Source organism: Paenibacillus sp. FSL R5-192 (assembly GCF_000517845.1).
GTDB lineage: Bacteria > Bacillota > Bacilli > Paenibacillales > Paenibacillaceae > Paenibacillus > Paenibacillus amylolyticus.
The window spans coordinates 492,054-507,941 of record NZ_ASPR01000014.1; the positions used below are offsets into that span (position 1 = coordinate 492,054).

13 protein-coding genes are annotated in these 15,888 nt (G+C 47.2%); 10 read left to right on the forward strand and 3 right to left on the reverse strand.

Annotation, left to right across the window (positions count from 1 at the left end; all coding sequences use genetic code 11):
- Window positions 1-2: 2 nt before the first annotated feature.
- The 4 genes from C161_RS10610 to C161_RS10625 all read left to right on the forward strand — a co-directional run bounded on the left by C161_RS10610 (window position 3) and on the right by C161_RS10625 (window position 6,477).
- The gene (locus tag C161_RS10610; protein ID WP_036670192.1) at window positions 3-1,784 is read left to right on the forward strand and encodes a cache domain-containing sensor histidine kinase; all 1,782 of its coding nucleotides are present in this window, start codon (window positions 3-5) and stop codon (window positions 1,782-1,784) included.
- On the forward strand, window positions 1,781-3,367 hold the full coding sequence (locus C161_RS10615) for a helix-turn-helix domain-containing protein (RefSeq protein ID WP_036670193.1): 1,587 nt from the start codon (window positions 1,781-1,783) through the stop codon (window positions 3,365-3,367). The genes C161_RS10610 and C161_RS10615 overlap by 4 nt, the downstream gene beginning before the upstream one ends.
- A gap of 90 nt (window positions 3,368-3,457) precedes the next feature.
- A complete protein-coding gene (locus C161_RS10620) occupies window positions 3,458-6,034 on the forward strand; it encodes a beta-mannosidase (RefSeq protein WP_036670195.1) in 2,577 nt (858 codons plus the stop codon).
- Window positions 6,035-6,249: 215 nt separating this feature from the next.
- Window positions 6,250-6,477, forward strand: a complete 228-nt coding sequence (locus C161_RS10625; protein ID WP_036670197.1) for a hypothetical protein — start codon at window positions 6,250-6,252, stop codon at window positions 6,475-6,477.
- 117 nt (window positions 6,478-6,594) lie between these two features.
- On the opposite strand, the gene C161_RS10630 is transcribed toward C161_RS10625, so the two are convergent.
- Window positions 6,595-7,710 carry an FAD-dependent monooxygenase gene (locus tag C161_RS10630; protein WP_036670199.1) on the reverse strand — a complete coding sequence of 372 codons (1,116 nt, stop codon included), beginning with the start codon at window positions 7,708-7,710 and terminating at the stop codon, window positions 6,595-6,597.
- 271 nt (window positions 7,711-7,981) lie between these two features.
- Between C161_RS10630 and C161_RS10635 the strand changes: the two genes are divergently transcribed.
- Window positions 7,982-8,464: a MarR family winged helix-turn-helix transcriptional regulator gene (locus C161_RS10635; protein WP_036609579.1), complete on the forward strand. Its 483-nt coding sequence runs from the start codon at window positions 7,982-7,984 to the stop codon at window positions 8,462-8,464.
- Window positions 8,465-8,560: 96 nt separating this feature from the next.
- Here the strand turns inward: C161_RS10635 and C161_RS10640 are convergent, their stop codons facing one another.
- Window positions 8,561-8,860 (reverse strand): hypothetical protein, encoded by a 300-nt coding sequence (locus C161_RS10640; RefSeq protein WP_036670200.1) that lies wholly within the window; start codon window positions 8,858-8,860, stop codon window positions 8,561-8,563.
- Window positions 8,861-9,074: 214 nt separating this feature from the next.
- On the opposite strand from C161_RS10640, the gene C161_RS10645 reads away from it, so the two are divergent.
- The 5 genes from C161_RS10645 (at window position 9,075) to C161_RS10665 (ending at window position 14,025) form a co-directional block, all read left to right on the forward strand.
- Window positions 9,075-11,099 (forward strand): Na+/H+ antiporter, encoded by a 2,025-nt coding sequence (locus C161_RS10645; protein ID WP_036670202.1) that lies wholly within the window; start codon window positions 9,075-9,077, stop codon window positions 11,097-11,099.
- Window positions 11,100-11,208: 109 nt separating this feature from the next.
- Complete coding sequence (locus tag C161_RS10650) at window positions 11,209-12,147, forward strand: aldo/keto reductase (protein ID WP_036670203.1); 939 nt, start codon at window positions 11,209-11,211, stop codon at window positions 12,145-12,147.
- A 66-nt stretch (window positions 12,148-12,213) separates the two neighbouring features.
- A complete protein-coding gene (locus C161_RS10655; protein ID WP_051449686.1) occupies window positions 12,214-13,002 on the forward strand; it encodes a polysaccharide deacetylase family protein in 789 nt (262 codons plus the stop codon).
- A gap of 214 nt (window positions 13,003-13,216) precedes the next feature.
- Window positions 13,217-13,423, forward strand: coding sequence for a YwbE family protein (locus C161_RS10660; RefSeq protein ID WP_026081155.1), 207 nt, complete (start codon window positions 13,217-13,219; stop codon window positions 13,421-13,423).
- A 20-nt stretch (window positions 13,424-13,443) separates the two neighbouring features.
- The gene (locus C161_RS10665) at window positions 13,444-14,025 is read left to right on the forward strand and encodes a DUF4269 domain-containing protein (RefSeq protein WP_156946101.1); all 582 of its coding nucleotides are present in this window, start codon (window positions 13,444-13,446) and stop codon (window positions 14,023-14,025) included.
- Between the two features lie 22 nt (window positions 14,026-14,047).
- Here the strand turns inward: C161_RS10665 and C161_RS10670 are convergent, their stop codons facing one another.
- Entirely contained in the window at window positions 14,048-15,490 is a 1,443-nt protein-coding gene (locus tag C161_RS10670; RefSeq protein ID WP_036670206.1) for a membrane protein, read from the reverse strand.
- Window positions 15,491-15,888 lie beyond the last annotated feature (398 nt).

Below are 15,888 nucleotides of genomic sequence, written 5' to 3' on the forward strand. Positions count from 1 at the left end.
GTTTGGCACGCTGGCTCACATCTTCGTTACAAAGGAAGCTATCGGTCGTCGTGACGGCTTCAATGATTGTGCCATTGCTGGCGTTGGGTCTGTTCGCCTTTCTGATCTCTTCCCGCATTACAGAGCAAAAAACAAAGCTGTCCGGCATGGATACGCTGAAACAGGTGGAAGCGAATCTTCGTTATATGTTACAAGATGCCGAGAACCTATCGATTTTTCTGATTGGAGAACGGGACATCCAGCAGTATCTTAGCCACAATGAAGATCATGAGCTGGACCGGGTGGATATCCTGGGCAGGATGACCAATCTGGCTGCTTCCAAGAAATATATTGCGAACATCGCCATATATCCAAGCCGATTCGATGCCACATTGTCTACGGCTACCTGGTATGAATCCAATAATTCAAGCTTATCTTATCCACCAGTGCCGAGCGGTGAAGCAGTGAAAAAATGGACGGGGGTATACCCGGTGCAGAATTACGCGGGTATTCAAAATGTGATCACATTGGTTCGGCCAATCCGTAGTATCCATGATTATCGACCCATCGGCTGGTTAGCCATTAGTCTGGATGAGAAGGCCATATCCAAGGGATGGGCGGCTCTGGGATTAGGCAGAGGGCAAGGCAGACTGGAGCTCATCGGCAGTTCTGGAGAGATTCTGTCTTCGATGGACAAATCTCGGCTTGGACTTAAGCTGGAAGGTGTCGAACCAGGGATTTCGACGTTAATTCAGGATGGCGGTAGCGGAACCACCACGTATGGCAGTGGTGACGATAAACGGACGTTGCTCTATTATCCGGAAGAATTGACGGGGTGGACGTTGGTTGGAACAGTCCCATACGACCAGTACAAGTCCGAGAATCGGTACATTCTTATTCTAACCGGCTGCGCCGTTGCCATGTCTGCTGTGATCAGTGCTGGCTTGGTCTGGTTTACGGTGCGGCGTGTGACGAGGCCGCTTCGTGTGCTTACCCGGCATCTGTCCCGAATTGATCCGGAACGCCCGCTTCCTCTGTTTCGATCTGAAAGTGATGACGAGATTGGCAGGCTTGGGGAGAGTTACAATCTGCTCGGTGCACATATTCAGTTATTAAAGGAAGAGGTTATTCGAGGTGAAGCTCGCAAAAAAGAAGCGGATCTTCGGGTGCTTCAGGCGCAGATTAATCCGCACTTCCTATATAACACGCTCTCTTCAATTCATTGGATTGCCTTGATGTCTGAAGAGAAGCGGATTGCGGATATGGTTGAGGGCCTAAGTGATTTTCTACGTATCAGCTTGAACAATGGTCAGGATTACTGCCCTGTGGAACAGGAGATTGCTCATATTCGCCATTATGTGCGTGTGCAGTCGATTCGTTTCCCTGATCAATTTGTGTTGCATTATATCGTAGATCCAGCGCTTGAGAAGCGAATGATGCTGAAGTTATTGCTGCAACCGCTTGTTGAGAACGCCATGATTCATGGCATTCAGCCCAAAGCAGGCGTGGGTACCATCACTATAATGATTCGCAAGGACCCGGATAATGAACAGATGAATGTGCTGGTGCTGGATGATGGTGTCGGCATGGAGCAGGACATGCTGGAACAATTAAGGATAAGCATTAGGGAATGGAAGGGAAAACAGCCGGAAAAACAGCTAAACCAAGGCGGTTATGGGCTCTGCAATGTAAATGAGAGACTGCTGCTCCATTATGGAGCGGATGCACAGCTTGAAGTAGACAGCAGGGTTGGGGGAGGTACCCGGATTTCGTTTTCCATTCCAATCTTGGAGGGTTCGTCATGAGACTATTAATTGTTGATGATGAAGTGATTATCCGTACAGGGCTTGCCAGCGTTATCGCGTGGCATGAACTCGGAATTGAACTTCTTCAACCTGCTGCCTCGGCAGAGGAGGCGTTAACACGTTTGGCTGAGGAACGTCCACATATCCTGATGACGGATATTCGGATGACAGGCAGATCAGGGCTGGAACTGGCAGAAGAGGGTCTGAAATTGTTACCTGAGCTGGAGGTCATTATTTTGTCCGGATACGATGACTTTTCTTATGCCCAACAGGCGATTCGCCAAGGTGTTACAGATTATCTGCTCAAAACAAGCAAGCCGGAAGAGATCATCAAAACCGTATTACAGGCCAAACAGCGAATCACGGAACGTTGGGCAGAGAAGTCCAGAGAGGGCCAGCTTATGCGGGAGAATCGAGAGCGGTTATTTGCCGGGTGGATCATTGATGGTGACACCGCTTCGGGCCATTTTCCTTCATTCTTGCGATCTGATGCTGGAAAAGAGGCAGGGGTTGTTGGCCTTGATGATGAACAGATTCTCAGACAAGTCATTATTCTTCGAGCAGAGGGTTGGGATCGATCCTCGGATGCGCTATTACGATTTGCGGTGCAGAATACCCTGGAGGATATGTTACCTGGTGCCATTGCTCATGTAGAGAAACAGCAAATTATCTGTGTAGTTTCATGGCCGCCTGTAGAACATGAAACTACGTTCAGGCTGGAGAGTGCATTACGTCGGGTGGAGCAATTACTGAAGTGCACCCTGCGAGCAGCGGTAGGTCTGCCTATGCGTGGATATGCAGATCTGCACGAAAGCTATAGAACTGCTTCAGCTGCCTTCCGATATCGGGGTTTGATGGATTATAAAGTATGGCATTATGAGCACGTTCAGGATCGCCAAGGTGGTAAAACTGTACTTACGCACGAAGCGGAGACCAGACTTGGTACAATATTGCTGGATAATGATTCAGTCACGTTAACGACATGGACGCGGGAACTTGTGGCTAATCTGATTACAGAACCGGAGGTCACACCAGAATCGTTCAATGCTTGTCTGCACTCGGCCGTCATTGCAGGTCATCGCTGGCTGACTCGCACAATGCGAGCCACAGGGCGTGAAGAACCCGCAAGGCTCGAGCCCTGGTTGCCGGAACCAGATGCCGAAGCTGCGGAGCTCGGGGATATGTTGTTCCATCATCTGTATGGTCTGATGCATGTCTATCATAGCCGAATGGGTCAGGGACAGGCTACCCATGTGCAGAAGGCTATCGGTTATATTGAATCATCATTGGCGCAGGATATTAATCTGCAGCAGGTAGCTGGACATGTTCATTTACATCCGGGTCACCTCAGTGAACTGTTTAAAAAAGAAATGGGTGTGACCTTCGGAGATTTTGTCACCGATATGCGTATACGAAGAGCGATGGATATGCTCGCGGTGTCTCCAGCGAAGGTTAGTGAAGTCGCTGCAATCAGCGGCTACGAGGACGTGAAATATTTTAGCAGACTGTTCAAAAAACATACCGGCAAGACCCCGAGTGAATATCGCGAAGAGGCGTTGTCGTTCAAGCCTTCGGGAAGTTAGAAATGAGCAGATTAGGAAACATGTCTTGCCTTATTGCAAACGTTTTCGATATGGTATTACTCAGGGTTATTGGAGAGTGAGGGCATACGGATGAAGACCTATAGTTCAAGTCAGGATTTATCGGGACAATGGAAGATACAACATTTTGAAGTTGGAGAGAAGCGGGCAATGGATGTGGCAGCAGCTGCGCTGGATGACCGTTTCTGGATCGGGGCTGAAGTGCCTGGCGATGTACATGCTGCACTGGTTGAGCGCAGTATCATTGATCCGCCCTATTACGGACATAATGATGCCAAAAGTCGCTGGATTGAGCAAAAGGAATGGTGGTACCGCACAACCTTCAATCTGGTGAGCGATGCAGAGACAGAGGAGCACTTTGAATTAGTGTTCGAAGGATTGGATACGTTTGCAACGATATATGTCAACGGCCATGAGGTCGGGAAAACGGCCAATATGCTTATGTCACATACGTTTAATGTAACGTCTCTGGTATGCAGCGGCTGGAATGCGATTGCTGTCAAGTTTGATCCGCTTCACCTGCATCACCGGGACAAAGAAACCTTTGACTGGTCCTCGTATACGAAGGAACGGCCATGGTTGCGAAAAGCAGCGATGAATTTTGGCTGGGACTGGGGTCCACGCATGGTTACGGTGGGGATCTGGGGTGCGGTAAGGCTGGAAAAACGAACAATCGCCAAGCTGGAAAATGTGTATGCTCGTACGGAATCAGTCAGTTCAGAGTTGGCAGTCTTACATGTCACAGCGGATGTGAAGTCGGTCTTGTCTTACCGTAGCAGACAGAAACGTGAGCAGGCTGTGGTTGCGACCTGTAATGTTCGTCTGTTGGATCGCAGTGGACACGAGGTGGCAGGTGTCACTGAACTACCCGTAGAGGGTGGTATAGCAGATACCACATTAAACGTTACGTCACCTCAGTTATGGTGGACTCATGATCTGGGTGAACCTTATCTGTATATGCTGGAGGTTACATTATTCGCAAATGGCGTTGAAGTGGATCGTTATAACGAGCCTTATGGGTTACGAACGATTGAGCTGGCTCTTCACAATGAAAGGGGTGAAAATGCATTTACTTTTATTCTGAATGGAGTCAAAGTATATGCCAAGGGTGCCAACTGGATCCCGGCTGATCATCTGATTGGCGCCATCCCCAACTCTCGGTATCGTGAGCTTGTCGAGCTGTCGGTGGAAGGGCATATGAACATGCTGCGTGTCTGGGCTGGTGGTATATATGAGAAGGATGTCTTCTACGATGAGTGTGATCGGCAAGGGGTGTTGGTGTGGCAGGATTTTGCATTCGCGAATGCACTGTTCCCGGATTTCAATCGTGATTTCATGGATAATGTACGGCAAGAGGTAGAAAACAATGTCTTACGTCTGCGTAACCGTGCCTCGCTTGCCCTCTGGTGTGGGAATAATGAAATAGATTGGCTCTATGATATGAAGTCTGCAAGTGGAGATATTACCAGCCCGTTCTACGGTGAACTTATCTATCATGAGCTGATCCCTGAAGTGCTGGAGCGATTGGATCTGTCTCGTCCGTACTGGCCTTCTTCGCCGTTCGGGGACAGTAACGGTCAGGATGCGAATGACCCGGATGTGGGGGATCGCCACAATTGGCAGGTATGGCATGGTTCGGTCTATCCAAGGAAGCATGGAGAGCCGCCGCTGCTGGACTACAGCATTGAAGGTGTAACGTTCAAAAATTATAAAAAGGATCATGCGTTGTTCAGCAGTGAATTTGGTATGCACGCCTCGGCCAATCGTTACACACTGGAGAAAAATATGCCCGCAGGGCAGTTTTACTGGGGCAGTCCGGAGATGGCCTATCGTAACAAAGATACCAATCACCAGAAAGGTATTCTGCTTATGGAGGGTTACACAGGGATTCCGCAAGACATAGAAGAGTATATGAACTACTCCATGCTTACTCAAGCAGAAGGGCTACGATATGGAATTGAACATTTCCGGCGCATCAATCACCGCAACAGCGGAGCGCTTGTATGGCAATTGAACGATAGTTGGCCAGGAACAAGCTGGTCCATGATTGATTATGAACTGCTGCCGAAGGCATCCTTTTATTATGGGAAAATATTCTTTCATCCTGTTCTGTTGTCACTGGAGCATGAGCCATGTGAGCCGCTTGCGTTGTGGGTTGTGAACGATACTCGGGACGTCATGAAAGGCCAGCTGCGGCTCAATGTCTATGCATTGAATGGAGAGAAGATCTACTCCAGCTCACATGCTGTTGAAGTAACATCCCAATCCTCACGGTGTATTGTTGAATTAACTGAAGTAGAGGTGTTACAGGATAGACGCGCGGAGGAAGTAATGGTTGAGTTGGTATCCGAAGGATTTGCGGCACCGAGTAATCGTTACTTCTTGCGCGATCCTAAGGATGTGACGATGCCAGAGTCGCAATTGAGCGTACATGTGAACGAGGAGGAGCAGTCTGTTACGGTTACGGCCAGTGGTGGGATTGCACGATTGGTGAAGCTGGAGCTTCCCCTTGGGCGTGTCCGATTCAGTGACAATTATTTCGATCTGCTCCCCGGTGAGAGCCGAACAGTGAGACTACTTCACCCAGAGCAAACGTCTCTGCCACTGACAGAACTTCGAGTTAGTGCCATGAACGGCAGAGAAGGATAAAATAATAATCACAGACTTCGAATCTTATTCGAGGTTCAAGGTGGTAATCCTGATCAGGGATGCCACCTTTTTTACTTTTGCAGCAGGGTGAGTTCCTGTCGTTGTGTCAGGTGGTTTAGTCCTTATTCCACAAGCGAAACTTCCAATCGGGTTCACATCTTGAATCATTCGGGTTAGAATGATATAGAGAAATCGTTTTCAAAGGAGGTGGATTCATGTCATTTGTCTTTTACCCGGGGATGGTTATATTCATTCTGATGTTGATCCTGCTGATTATTGGTATTGTATATATCGTTCATAAAAGCAAACAAGTATTGCGCCGCTTAAGCAATCTGGAGAAAGCAGTATATGAAAAAGATAACATCTCATCCTATCCGAAGGACGTTGATACTGTACAAGAAGCACCCAGAGAAGACACGTTTGCTCCACGCAAACGAAAATGAAGAAGGATACGGAATTACATAAAAAAGATAAACCAACAAACCAAACAGCCGATTCTTCTCTATGAGGAAGTGATCGGCTGTTTGGGCATATAGGCATTTTATCCGTATTAACTGGGTTTAGAGAAAGGATTCATAACGCTGTTGGAAAGAGGATTCCATCTCCACTTGTCGTGCAAGTTGCTGCTGTACCTTTGCACCGCGAATCGTCTGAAGTTCCTGAAGTTGTGCAGTGGAACTGAATTGATCTGCAGCCATTTGGACAAGTAATTCGGAGAGCACATCCGCATCTTCGAGCGCGGCATTAAGTCCAAACGCACCGGTTGGTGTCATGGTATGAGCGGCATCACCGATGAGTACAACATTGTCCTGTGCCCACGACGGGCAATAGCTGCTTTCGACAGATAACAGAACAAAATCACTCCAGCTCTGAATGTTGGCAGCTACAGAATCAGACAGGCAAGGAAAAGCAGATACAAGTTTATCTACAAAAGGAGCAATCGGCTGCTCTCGCAGCTTGGAGTAAGCTCCTTCGGGAATGTTCCATCCAATCTGAACATAACCGCCGAACTGTGAGAACAGTGCGAGCTGTTGACCATCCATGCTGGCCATTCGAACAGCGGGTTCCCAACCTACGGGTGCCGGAATGCGTGCCCAGAGCAGATCATATCCATGCTTACGAATCTCCGGGGTCATACCGGAATGTTTGCGTACAGCAGAGTATCTGCCATCAGCACCCACAATTACAGATGCTTCAATGGAGGCAGGAACACCCTTCTGCCGAATGTTAATACCCACGACCTGGCCGTTCTTGTCTCGTAACAAACCGGTCATAATCGTATTGAATAGTACTTGTTCGTTTGAATTGTGCTGCTGAGCATGCGACACGATGGCTTCCAGGAGATGATCTTGGGGTACATGAATACCAACATGAGATTCTCCATTGCCCGGTGATACCGTATGAATAATCTGCCCATTTTCCCAATACTGAATCTGTTCCAAGAGCAGCGCTCCGCGTTCCTGAATGAGGGAATAGATGCCGTGTTTATTTAAGATGGCTTCGCCGTCCACATTGAGCAACTCCCCGCGAAACGACTTGTGCAGGTGGGGCTGCCGCTCAATGAGCATCGTGGAGATTCCTTTTTGATTCAGTAAATAAGAAAGCAAAGCACCGCCAGGTCCAGCGCCGACGATGCAAACATCCGTTTTGAGTTGTGATTGTGTATTCTGATTCATGTGCATAAGTCCCTTGCATTATAATGGTGACGCTTCATTTACTTTATAACAACAGATTTATTAAAATCATTAAGTAACTAAAAGTAACTTTAAAGATATAGGTTATTATAAACAAACCCGTTGCCATAATGCAATAGGCGAAACCCAAAATAAAACAAGAGTCTTGCAGTCAACGATAGGATGTCGGATACAAGCGCATTTTTCACAAACATCATAGTGTAAATATGTTACAATACAAGGTAGGTTATGATGAAAGGCAGGAGGAACGTTTATGAGCCCGGATACGGAGCGAAACTCTCAATTGGCAAACGTAGATCAATTGTTGGAGGCCTTCTTCAGATATAAAAATAAAGTATTGGATCAGCAGCAGAAGACCGAAACCAACTGTAAACTGAATCCGACAAAAAGTCATATATTGGGCATGATTTTACGTGAAAAACGCTGCATGGCGGTTGATGTGGCCAGACAACTCAGTTTGTCTTCCGGCGCAACCACCATTGTACTGAATCAACTGGAGACGGAAGGGTTGATCCAGCGGGTGCGCAGTGAAGAAGACCGGAGAATTGTGTGGCTCTCCTTAACGGATGAAGGCGCGCAGCTTGCCAAGACACTTAATGCGAATCGCGGCCGAATGACCTGGGAATTGTTGCAAGCACTTTCCGAAGAGGAGCAACAGCAGATGTTTGGCATGCTGAAGAAAATTGAACTGAAACTACTGGAGAACATGAAGTCGTTTGAGCAGATCCACCGGTAGTCCACAATATGACTTGATCCTTGAAGACGTCAGTCCTCATGAGTTCGTCCCTAATTGCGGAGGGATGAACCTTGAAGACTGGCGTTTTTGAGTTGATTACAAATGAAAGCGAACCACATGATCCGTAAAGCCTTCCTGGATCAAAATTTCTTTTTGTTTGCTGCCCATCAGGTCAAAGTGGGGAAAGGGTTGCCGCCGATGAATGTATCGCGGGTCCAACCCATGATCGTTGCACCAACGTTCGAGACGTTCCAGATCTGCACAGCCAACTTTGGTGACACTGGTGATACCGGGAAATCGGTTGTCAATCCAGAAATGAGTGAGGTACGCAATCTCACCCCGAGCCACTTGTTCCTTCCACGTAGCAAGCTCTTGTCGTTTAATTCCAAATGCCATAGATGCAAGTTCCTTTCCAAACGGGTATTGTCCTGAGCATATTGTAACATCTTATATACAGAATCCATCAGAAATCTTTCATTCAGACTAGTCTGAAGCCAGTTGAATGGGTATATGAATATGACAACATTTTTATAATAAAGGTTGGATTATGTTAAAATAAACCTATACAACAAAGGTTTCACCACTTCTATAGCGGAAAGGGATTGTCATCATGGAAATATTTATTGCCGTACTTGTGTTACTGGTACTGATTGGTTTATCCAATATCTTAAACCGGTTTGTACCCTTTATTCCCATTCCGCTCATTCAAATCGTGCTTGGTGTAGCTATAGCTTTGCTTCCCGCAGGTGTTCACCTGCCGTTGAATCCGGAATTGTTCTTTGTACTGTTCATCGCTCCTTTGTTATACAACGATGGTAAGCGAACGCCAAGGAATGAATTATGGAATCTGCGTGCACCGATACTTCTGCTTGCACTAGGGCTTGTATTCGTGACGGTGGTCGTGGCGGGATATGCCATTCACTGGCTGATTCCTTCGATTCCGTTACCTGCTGCTTTTGCTCTTGCAGCCATACTGTCCCCGACAGATGCTGTGGCCGTTGGCGCCATGGCGGGCCGGGTACATTTGCCCAAAGGCATACATAGGCTTCTTGAAGGTGAAGCATTAATGAATGATGCATCTGGCCTCGTGGCCTTCAAATTCGCAATTGCAGCCACAGTTACAGGTGTATTTTCCCTGGCGAATGCAACCTTCAGTTTTATTCTGATTGCGATTGGCGGACTTCTTGTCGGGGCCTTGTTATCTTTTCTGTTAATCAGGCTAGGGGTATGGATCCGTAGATTGGGCATGGAAGATGTGACCATTCACATGCTGCTGCAAATCCTGACGCCATTTATCATCTATCTGGTGAGTGAAGAAATTGGGGTATCAGGTATTCTTGCGGTAGTGGCAGGCGGTATTATCCACGCCATTGAGCGTGACCGCGCTGAATCGGTTCAGTTGAAAATGCAGGTGGTATCTGCGAGCACATGGTCAGTCATTTTATTTATACTAAATGGTCTGGTGTTTGTTATTCTGGGTGTACAGGTACCGGATGTGTTGAGTACCATTTTTGAAAATGTTTCGTTTAATAATCTGCAGGTGTTGGGATATGTGGGCTTGATCTCGGTGCTACTGCTGGTTCTGCGTTTTCTCTGGATCTATCTGTTCTGGCAAGGGAATGAATTGCTGCGTGCCAAATCCTCTATTGGCAGGCCCAGATTCAAGGATATTACGATCATTTCCCTCTCTGGGGTGCGGGGAGCTGTTACATTGGCGGGTGCGTTCTCCATTCCTTATGTGCTTCAGGATGGATCACCTTTCCCTGAACGGGATCTGATTATTTTCCTGGCGGCAGGGGTTATCCTCTTCTCCCTGATTGCGGCGAGCGTGTTTCTTCCAGTTCTGGCCAAGGACGATGGGAAATCTACAGAAGAAACACCGCAGAAGTCAGAACGAAAAGCACATGACATTATGCTGAATGCGGCAATACGAGCTGTCAAATCCGAAATGAACGATGAGAACAAAGCTGCGGCACTCGCGGTTGTCTCCGACTTGTCCAAGTACATCAGACAGGCCGCAGGTCAGCTTACCGCCGATAAACGCAAAGATATTCAAAAACAAGAAACGGCTATTAACCTGATTGCCACCCGGGCGGAGCGTAAAGAAGTTGAAGTAATGTTAGACGAAAATGCAATTGCTTCTGATGCGGCCTTCAAATGTGACAGCTGGCTGGATCGCAAGGAAATGATGCTGGCGAATCGCGCAAACACTCAGTTCATGACCTCGATCAGCGAGATCGGGCGTGTGTTAGGACATCTATTCACCAACCGGTCCCAGAAGCCGAATCAACCATTTATGCTTGAAAATGCAGAACTGTTCCGTCAGGTGAAGCTGCGCACCTCTGAAGCGGCAATTAAGGCTATTCGTGCTCATATGAATGATGGGAATCGAGTCGTCGCACTGTCGGTCATTGCCAAGTATGAGCGTGTAATTGCCAAATTGCGCACTTGGAACCAAGGTAAAACGGAAGATCCGTTTAATCAGGAGAAATTGGAGTTGCAGATGGTGGCCATTCAGGAACAGCGCAATACAGTGCAACAACTGTATGAAAACGGCGAAATCACCCGTGATGTGGCTGCGAAACTGCGCCGGTTTATTAACGACGTGGAAGCAACTGCGCTGAAAAACACCTAACCCGATAAATCCGATAATTTAAATATGCTAAACGGTTTGATATAATATGGGACAAGAAAGACGTTACAACTAAATTGTACTTATTCGATCAGTGAAGGAGAGATGAGACATGGCAGAACAACAAATTCGGTTGGGCAAGACGGATCTGATCGTGAATCCCATTGGACTGGGTGCGAATGCAGTAGGCGGACATAATATCTATCCGGACATGCTGAATGATGAGACGGGTAAGGAAGTAGTTCGTACAGCTTTGAAACAAGGTATTAACTTTTTGGATACGGCATACATCTATGGACCGGAGCATTCCGAACGACTGATTGGTGAAGTACTGAAGGAAACTGGTCAGCGGCAGAATACCATCATTGCAACCAAGGCAGCTCATAAATTTGTGGATGGCAAGATTGTCATAGATAACTCACCTGCTTTTCTGAAAACAGCCGTGGATGAGGCGTTGAAACGTCTGCAAACCGATTACATTGATCTGTTCTACATCCACTTTCCGGATGAACATACGCCTAAGGATGAAGCGGTAGATACGTTAAAACAATTAAAAGACGCTGGCAAAATTCGTGCCATTGGCGTATCTAATTTCTCCATTGATCAGTTGCGTGAAGCCAACAAGGACGGGCATGTAGACGTACTGCAATCTGAATATAATCTGTTCAAAAGAGATGCGGAGAAAGAGCTATTGCCGTATACGGCTGAGCATAACATTTCTTTTGTTCCTTACTTCCCTCTGGCAGCGGGACTGCTGGGCGGGAAATATAATCGTGATACAACCTTTCAGGATGGACGGGCAAAGAACCCGCTGTTCACAGGTGAAGCTTTCATTGAAAATCTCGATAAAGTTGAACAACTGCGCAGCATAGCACAATCCAAGGATGTTGAGGTCGCGCATCTGGTTCTGGCCTGGTACCTAACTCAGCCTTCTATTGATGCATTGATTCCGGGTGCCAAGCGACCAGAGCAGGTCATTAACAATCTGCAAACATTAAATGTGGAATTAACTGCTGAGGAAATTGCAGTCGTGGCTCAGATCTTTCGTTAATGAGTTCGGGTGAATCGGGAAATGCTAACAGGGAGTTTACGTATGAAGACAAAGTGAGGACACCACATGAACCTGAAGGCAGCCCGAGTCATCGGAATGTTCACGCTAATTATTTTGCTGGGTAGCAGTTCTGCCTATGCGAAGCCTGTACAGAAGAACCGTCAGTATTATGAGGAACGAGGAGAGATTGTGTGGGAAGTTCCCACACAGGATAAACTCATCGCCCTTACCTTTGATGATGGACCAGATCCGATTCAGACTCCGCAGATCCTGGCTTTGTTACAGCAGTATCATGCTAAAGGAACTTTTTTTGTACTTGGCAAATGGGCAGATAAATTTCCTAAACTGATTAAGCAGGAACAGCTCGAAGGGCATGAAATCGCCAACCATACGTATGCGCACACGTATGCAGTTCGATCAACACGTGCGGACAAGTACATGAAGGATATGAACGAAGCAGAAAGTTCCATTATTAAAGCTGGCGCGGAGCGTCCCCTGTTGTTCAGGCCACCGGGCGGCTATTACAATGACATGGTCATCCAGGCTGCCAAACAAAAAGGGTATACCATTGTACTCTGGTCTTGGCATCAGGATACACGGGACTGGGCTTCTCCAGGTGTATCGGCTATCGTTAACAAAGTGTTGAAGAACGCACGTAATGGGGATATTGTACTTTTTCACGATAAGGTGGAAGGCAAGTCGCATACGGTAGCAGCACTCAAAACGATTCTGCCGAAACTACAGCAGCAGGGGTACCAATTCGTTACGGTGTCTGAGCTACTTGCTGTAAAGGCACGCGAAGCCGCGAAGGATGGAACTTCGCCCTCGTCTATTTTGAAGCATGTGCAGCCCTGAACATGGTAATCCAATTAGAAACCGTAGGTCTCAGATGAAGAGACCTGCGGTTTCTTTATCTTGGTCTTCATATCAACCATGGAACCAGCCTTAGGAGGTTATTGCCGTGTCCCTTTTGTTTTGAAACCAAAACGTCTACAATAGATGGAGCTTTGAGTTTAAGGGTTATATAGTATACATGGTATGAATTACGACATAGAGGAGAGTGAACATAATGAATGGACAACAACGTGTAAATATTAAGCCAGGTCTGGAAGTGGACATTGTGCTGAAGCAGGATCAAGCTACAGGTAAGCTGACACGTGGCATTGTGAAGGATCTGTTAACCAAGTCACCTACACATCCACACGGAATCAAAGTACGACTAACGAGTGGTCAAGTGGGACGTGTGAAACAGGTCATTACAGGAGGCTCGAACTAACTGTGGTCCAAGGCGGGGAGATGAGTACTACCGCAGAAGTAATGGCACATCTGGCATCGGGTAATACACGTCAGCAGGACGCCTATCATGTGTTACAGAGCAGTGGATTACTTGATATATTAGCTGACTATCACCCATATCCAGCAGGAACGGTGCCAATTGATATTGATATTCCGGGCAGTGATCTGGATCTGCTGTGTTATGCAGAGGATCTGGATGTGTTTGAAGCCGAGATACACAATCGAATCGGAGCCGTTGTTGAGTTTCAATGTGTACGTGGTGGGGATCTTCCAGACCAACGTCCTTATGTGACTTGTAATTTGCAAGTGGGACATTGGCCTGTGGAGATTTTTGCCCAATCCGTGCCAGTTTACAGGCAGAATGCATACTTACATATGATCGTAGAGTGGAGATTGTTGCAACTGTGGGGAGACGCGGGACACCGTGAGATCCGCAGACTGAAACAGGCAGGTTGGAAGACGGAGCCTGCTTTTGCTTCTGTACTTGGACTACAGGGAGATCCATATGTGGACATGCTGCATCTGGCAGAGATGAAACGTGAAGATCTCTGGAACTGGGCGCGTTCGCGCACGTCTTTTTGAACGGTTTAGCATAACCCTTTGGTCAGATTAGAAAGATGGCTACAATTGTTGTTACCGTGAGTCCCAGCAGTACAGGCTTCAGGTTGCGTCTTGCCAGTTCAAAAGGATTGACTCCGCAGATTGCAGCAGCAGGAATCAATGCCCATGGAATCAAGGTTCCACCACCTACCCATATGGCTGCAACCTGACCTAATGCTGTCAGTACAGGTGCGGAATCTGCTGAACCTGCAAACATGGACGCAATCGAGCCAACCAGGGATATCCCCGAGAACCCCGAACCATCCATTCCGGTCACTGCTCCGGTTACCGTCATTGTAATCGCGCCCACCGTATCATTTAATGGCACCAGCCTAGCAAGTGCGACCCCGAGATCATTCACAATCCCGTGTGAACCTTCAGGAAGAGGGTTGATGAACAACTCCGTAATCGCAGCATCTCCCAGATAAAAAAATGCGGCTATGGGAATAACCGGTCCAAACACCTTGAAACCAAACTGAAATCCTTCTATTAAATAATTGGTCGTTTCCTCTGGTCCCGCATGTCGGTGTGCGGCAAGGGTAACGGCGATCAGTATAACCACAGCGGTTCCGCCAATCAGAGCTGTTGCGTCGCCGCCTTGCAATTTCAATACAAACATCAGAATCACATCAACTGCGAATAACAGAGGGATAAGCAGAGCGAATGCTTTTTGCAAACGGAGTGACATGGCTTGACGTTCAACAGGCTGATCAGTGGGTAGGGAGGTGGACACAGCCTCTGATGAAGAAGAAGGTTCCGTGCTCACGGTACCTGATGTAACGTTTGGGGAATGAACAGGTGAACCTGATTTCATCTCTTTGCGCAGCATCCAGAAGGCTGTAAGTGTAGATACGGTGCCCATGACAATGACCAAAGGAATGCTGGCCGTCATGACGGAAGTGACTGGTATACCCGCCGCATCAGCTGTAAGTTTAGGAGCCCCCTGAATAATGTAATCTCCCGACAGTGCAATCCCATGTCCAAACAGGTTCATCGCAATAGCAGCTCCAATCGGAGGAAGACCTACACGCACGGCTACAGGAAGCAGTACTGCACCAACGAGTGCTACGGCCGGGGATGGCCAGAAAAATAGTGATACTACCATCATGATCAATCCGATACCCCAATAAGCGACCTGAGGAGAACGGATAAACCTTGTAACGGGTGTTACCATGACCTCATTAATGCCGGTTCTGATCAGAACACGGCTCATTGCCACAATAATTGAGATGATAAAGATTGTACTCAGCAATTCTTTTGTTGCATAGATAAAACTGCTGAAGATCCCAGCAACTGACCCGCTTAAGGTTTCGGTTGCCAGAAGTCCAATGGTCATAATACCCGCAACACAGATGATGGTGGTGTCCCTGCGCCGGATCATAACTGCGATGATCAAGACGATAAATGCCAGATAGACATAGTGTAACGCAGTGAGTTGAATATTCATCGAACAGGCCTCCCTACATCCTGGTGACTAACCCGAGGAGTGATATATCGTATGCATGTCAAGATCGGGCGTTCGTGGAGTCCGGGGCTTGCCGCAGCATTTATTTTTAGGGTGAAGCTTCTGAGTAATAATGAAGGATTTTTTTTACAACTGGAGAATTTATTACTACATGAAGCTTGTTACTCTTGAAATTGGAGCGGATGGAAGTCACCAGAATTGATATGTGAAGGTCACGGGACCCCATAGACAGTGGCAAGCAGGGGTGATTACAATAAACATGCCATCATAAGGAAGAAAATAGAAAAAAACTATGTTGAAATAAAGTGTGTGTTCAATAAGTCTGGTTTCAGTACAGCGGACTTTTTGAACTACCTCTAAAAGGGCGGGAATCCATAATC

Excerpts from the sequence above, each read along its gene's own strand:
- C161_RS10615 (WP_036670193.1), top strand. The coding sequence starts at position 1,781 with ATGAGACTATTAATTGTTGATGATGAAGTGATTATCCGTACAGGGCTT.
- C161_RS10620 (WP_036670195.1), top strand. The coding sequence starts at position 3,458 with ATGAAGACCTATAGTTCAAGTCAGGATTTATCGGGACAATGGAAGATA.
- C161_RS10625 (WP_036670197.1), top strand. The coding sequence starts at position 6,250 with ATGTCATTTGTCTTTTACCCGGGGATGGTTATATTCATTCTGATGTTG.
- C161_RS10630 (WP_036670199.1), bottom strand. The coding sequence starts at position 7,710 with ATGAATCAGAATACACAATCACAACTCAAAACGGATGTTTGCATCGTC.
- C161_RS10635 (WP_036609579.1), top strand. The coding sequence starts at position 7,982 with ATGAGCCCGGATACGGAGCGAAACTCTCAATTGGCAAACGTAGATCAA.
- C161_RS10640 (WP_036670200.1), bottom strand. The coding sequence starts at position 8,860 with ATGGCATTTGGAATTAAACGACAAGAGCTTGCTACGTGGAAGGAACAA.
- C161_RS10645 (WP_036670202.1), top strand. The coding sequence starts at position 9,075 with ATGGAAATATTTATTGCCGTACTTGTGTTACTGGTACTGATTGGTTTA.
- C161_RS10650 (WP_036670203.1), top strand. The coding sequence starts at position 11,209 with ATGGCAGAACAACAAATTCGGTTGGGCAAGACGGATCTGATCGTGAAT.
- C161_RS10655 (WP_051449686.1), top strand. The coding sequence starts at position 12,214 with ATGAACCTGAAGGCAGCCCGAGTCATCGGAATGTTCACGCTAATTATT.
- C161_RS10660 (WP_026081155.1), top strand. The coding sequence starts at position 13,217 with ATGAATGGACAACAACGTGTAAATATTAAGCCAGGTCTGGAAGTGGAC.
- C161_RS10665 (WP_156946101.1), top strand. The coding sequence starts at position 13,444 with ATGAGTACTACCGCAGAAGTAATGGCACATCTGGCATCGGGTAATACA.
- C161_RS10670 (WP_036670206.1), bottom strand. The coding sequence starts at position 15,490 with ATGAATATTCAACTCACTGCGTTACACTATGTCTATCTGGCATTTATC.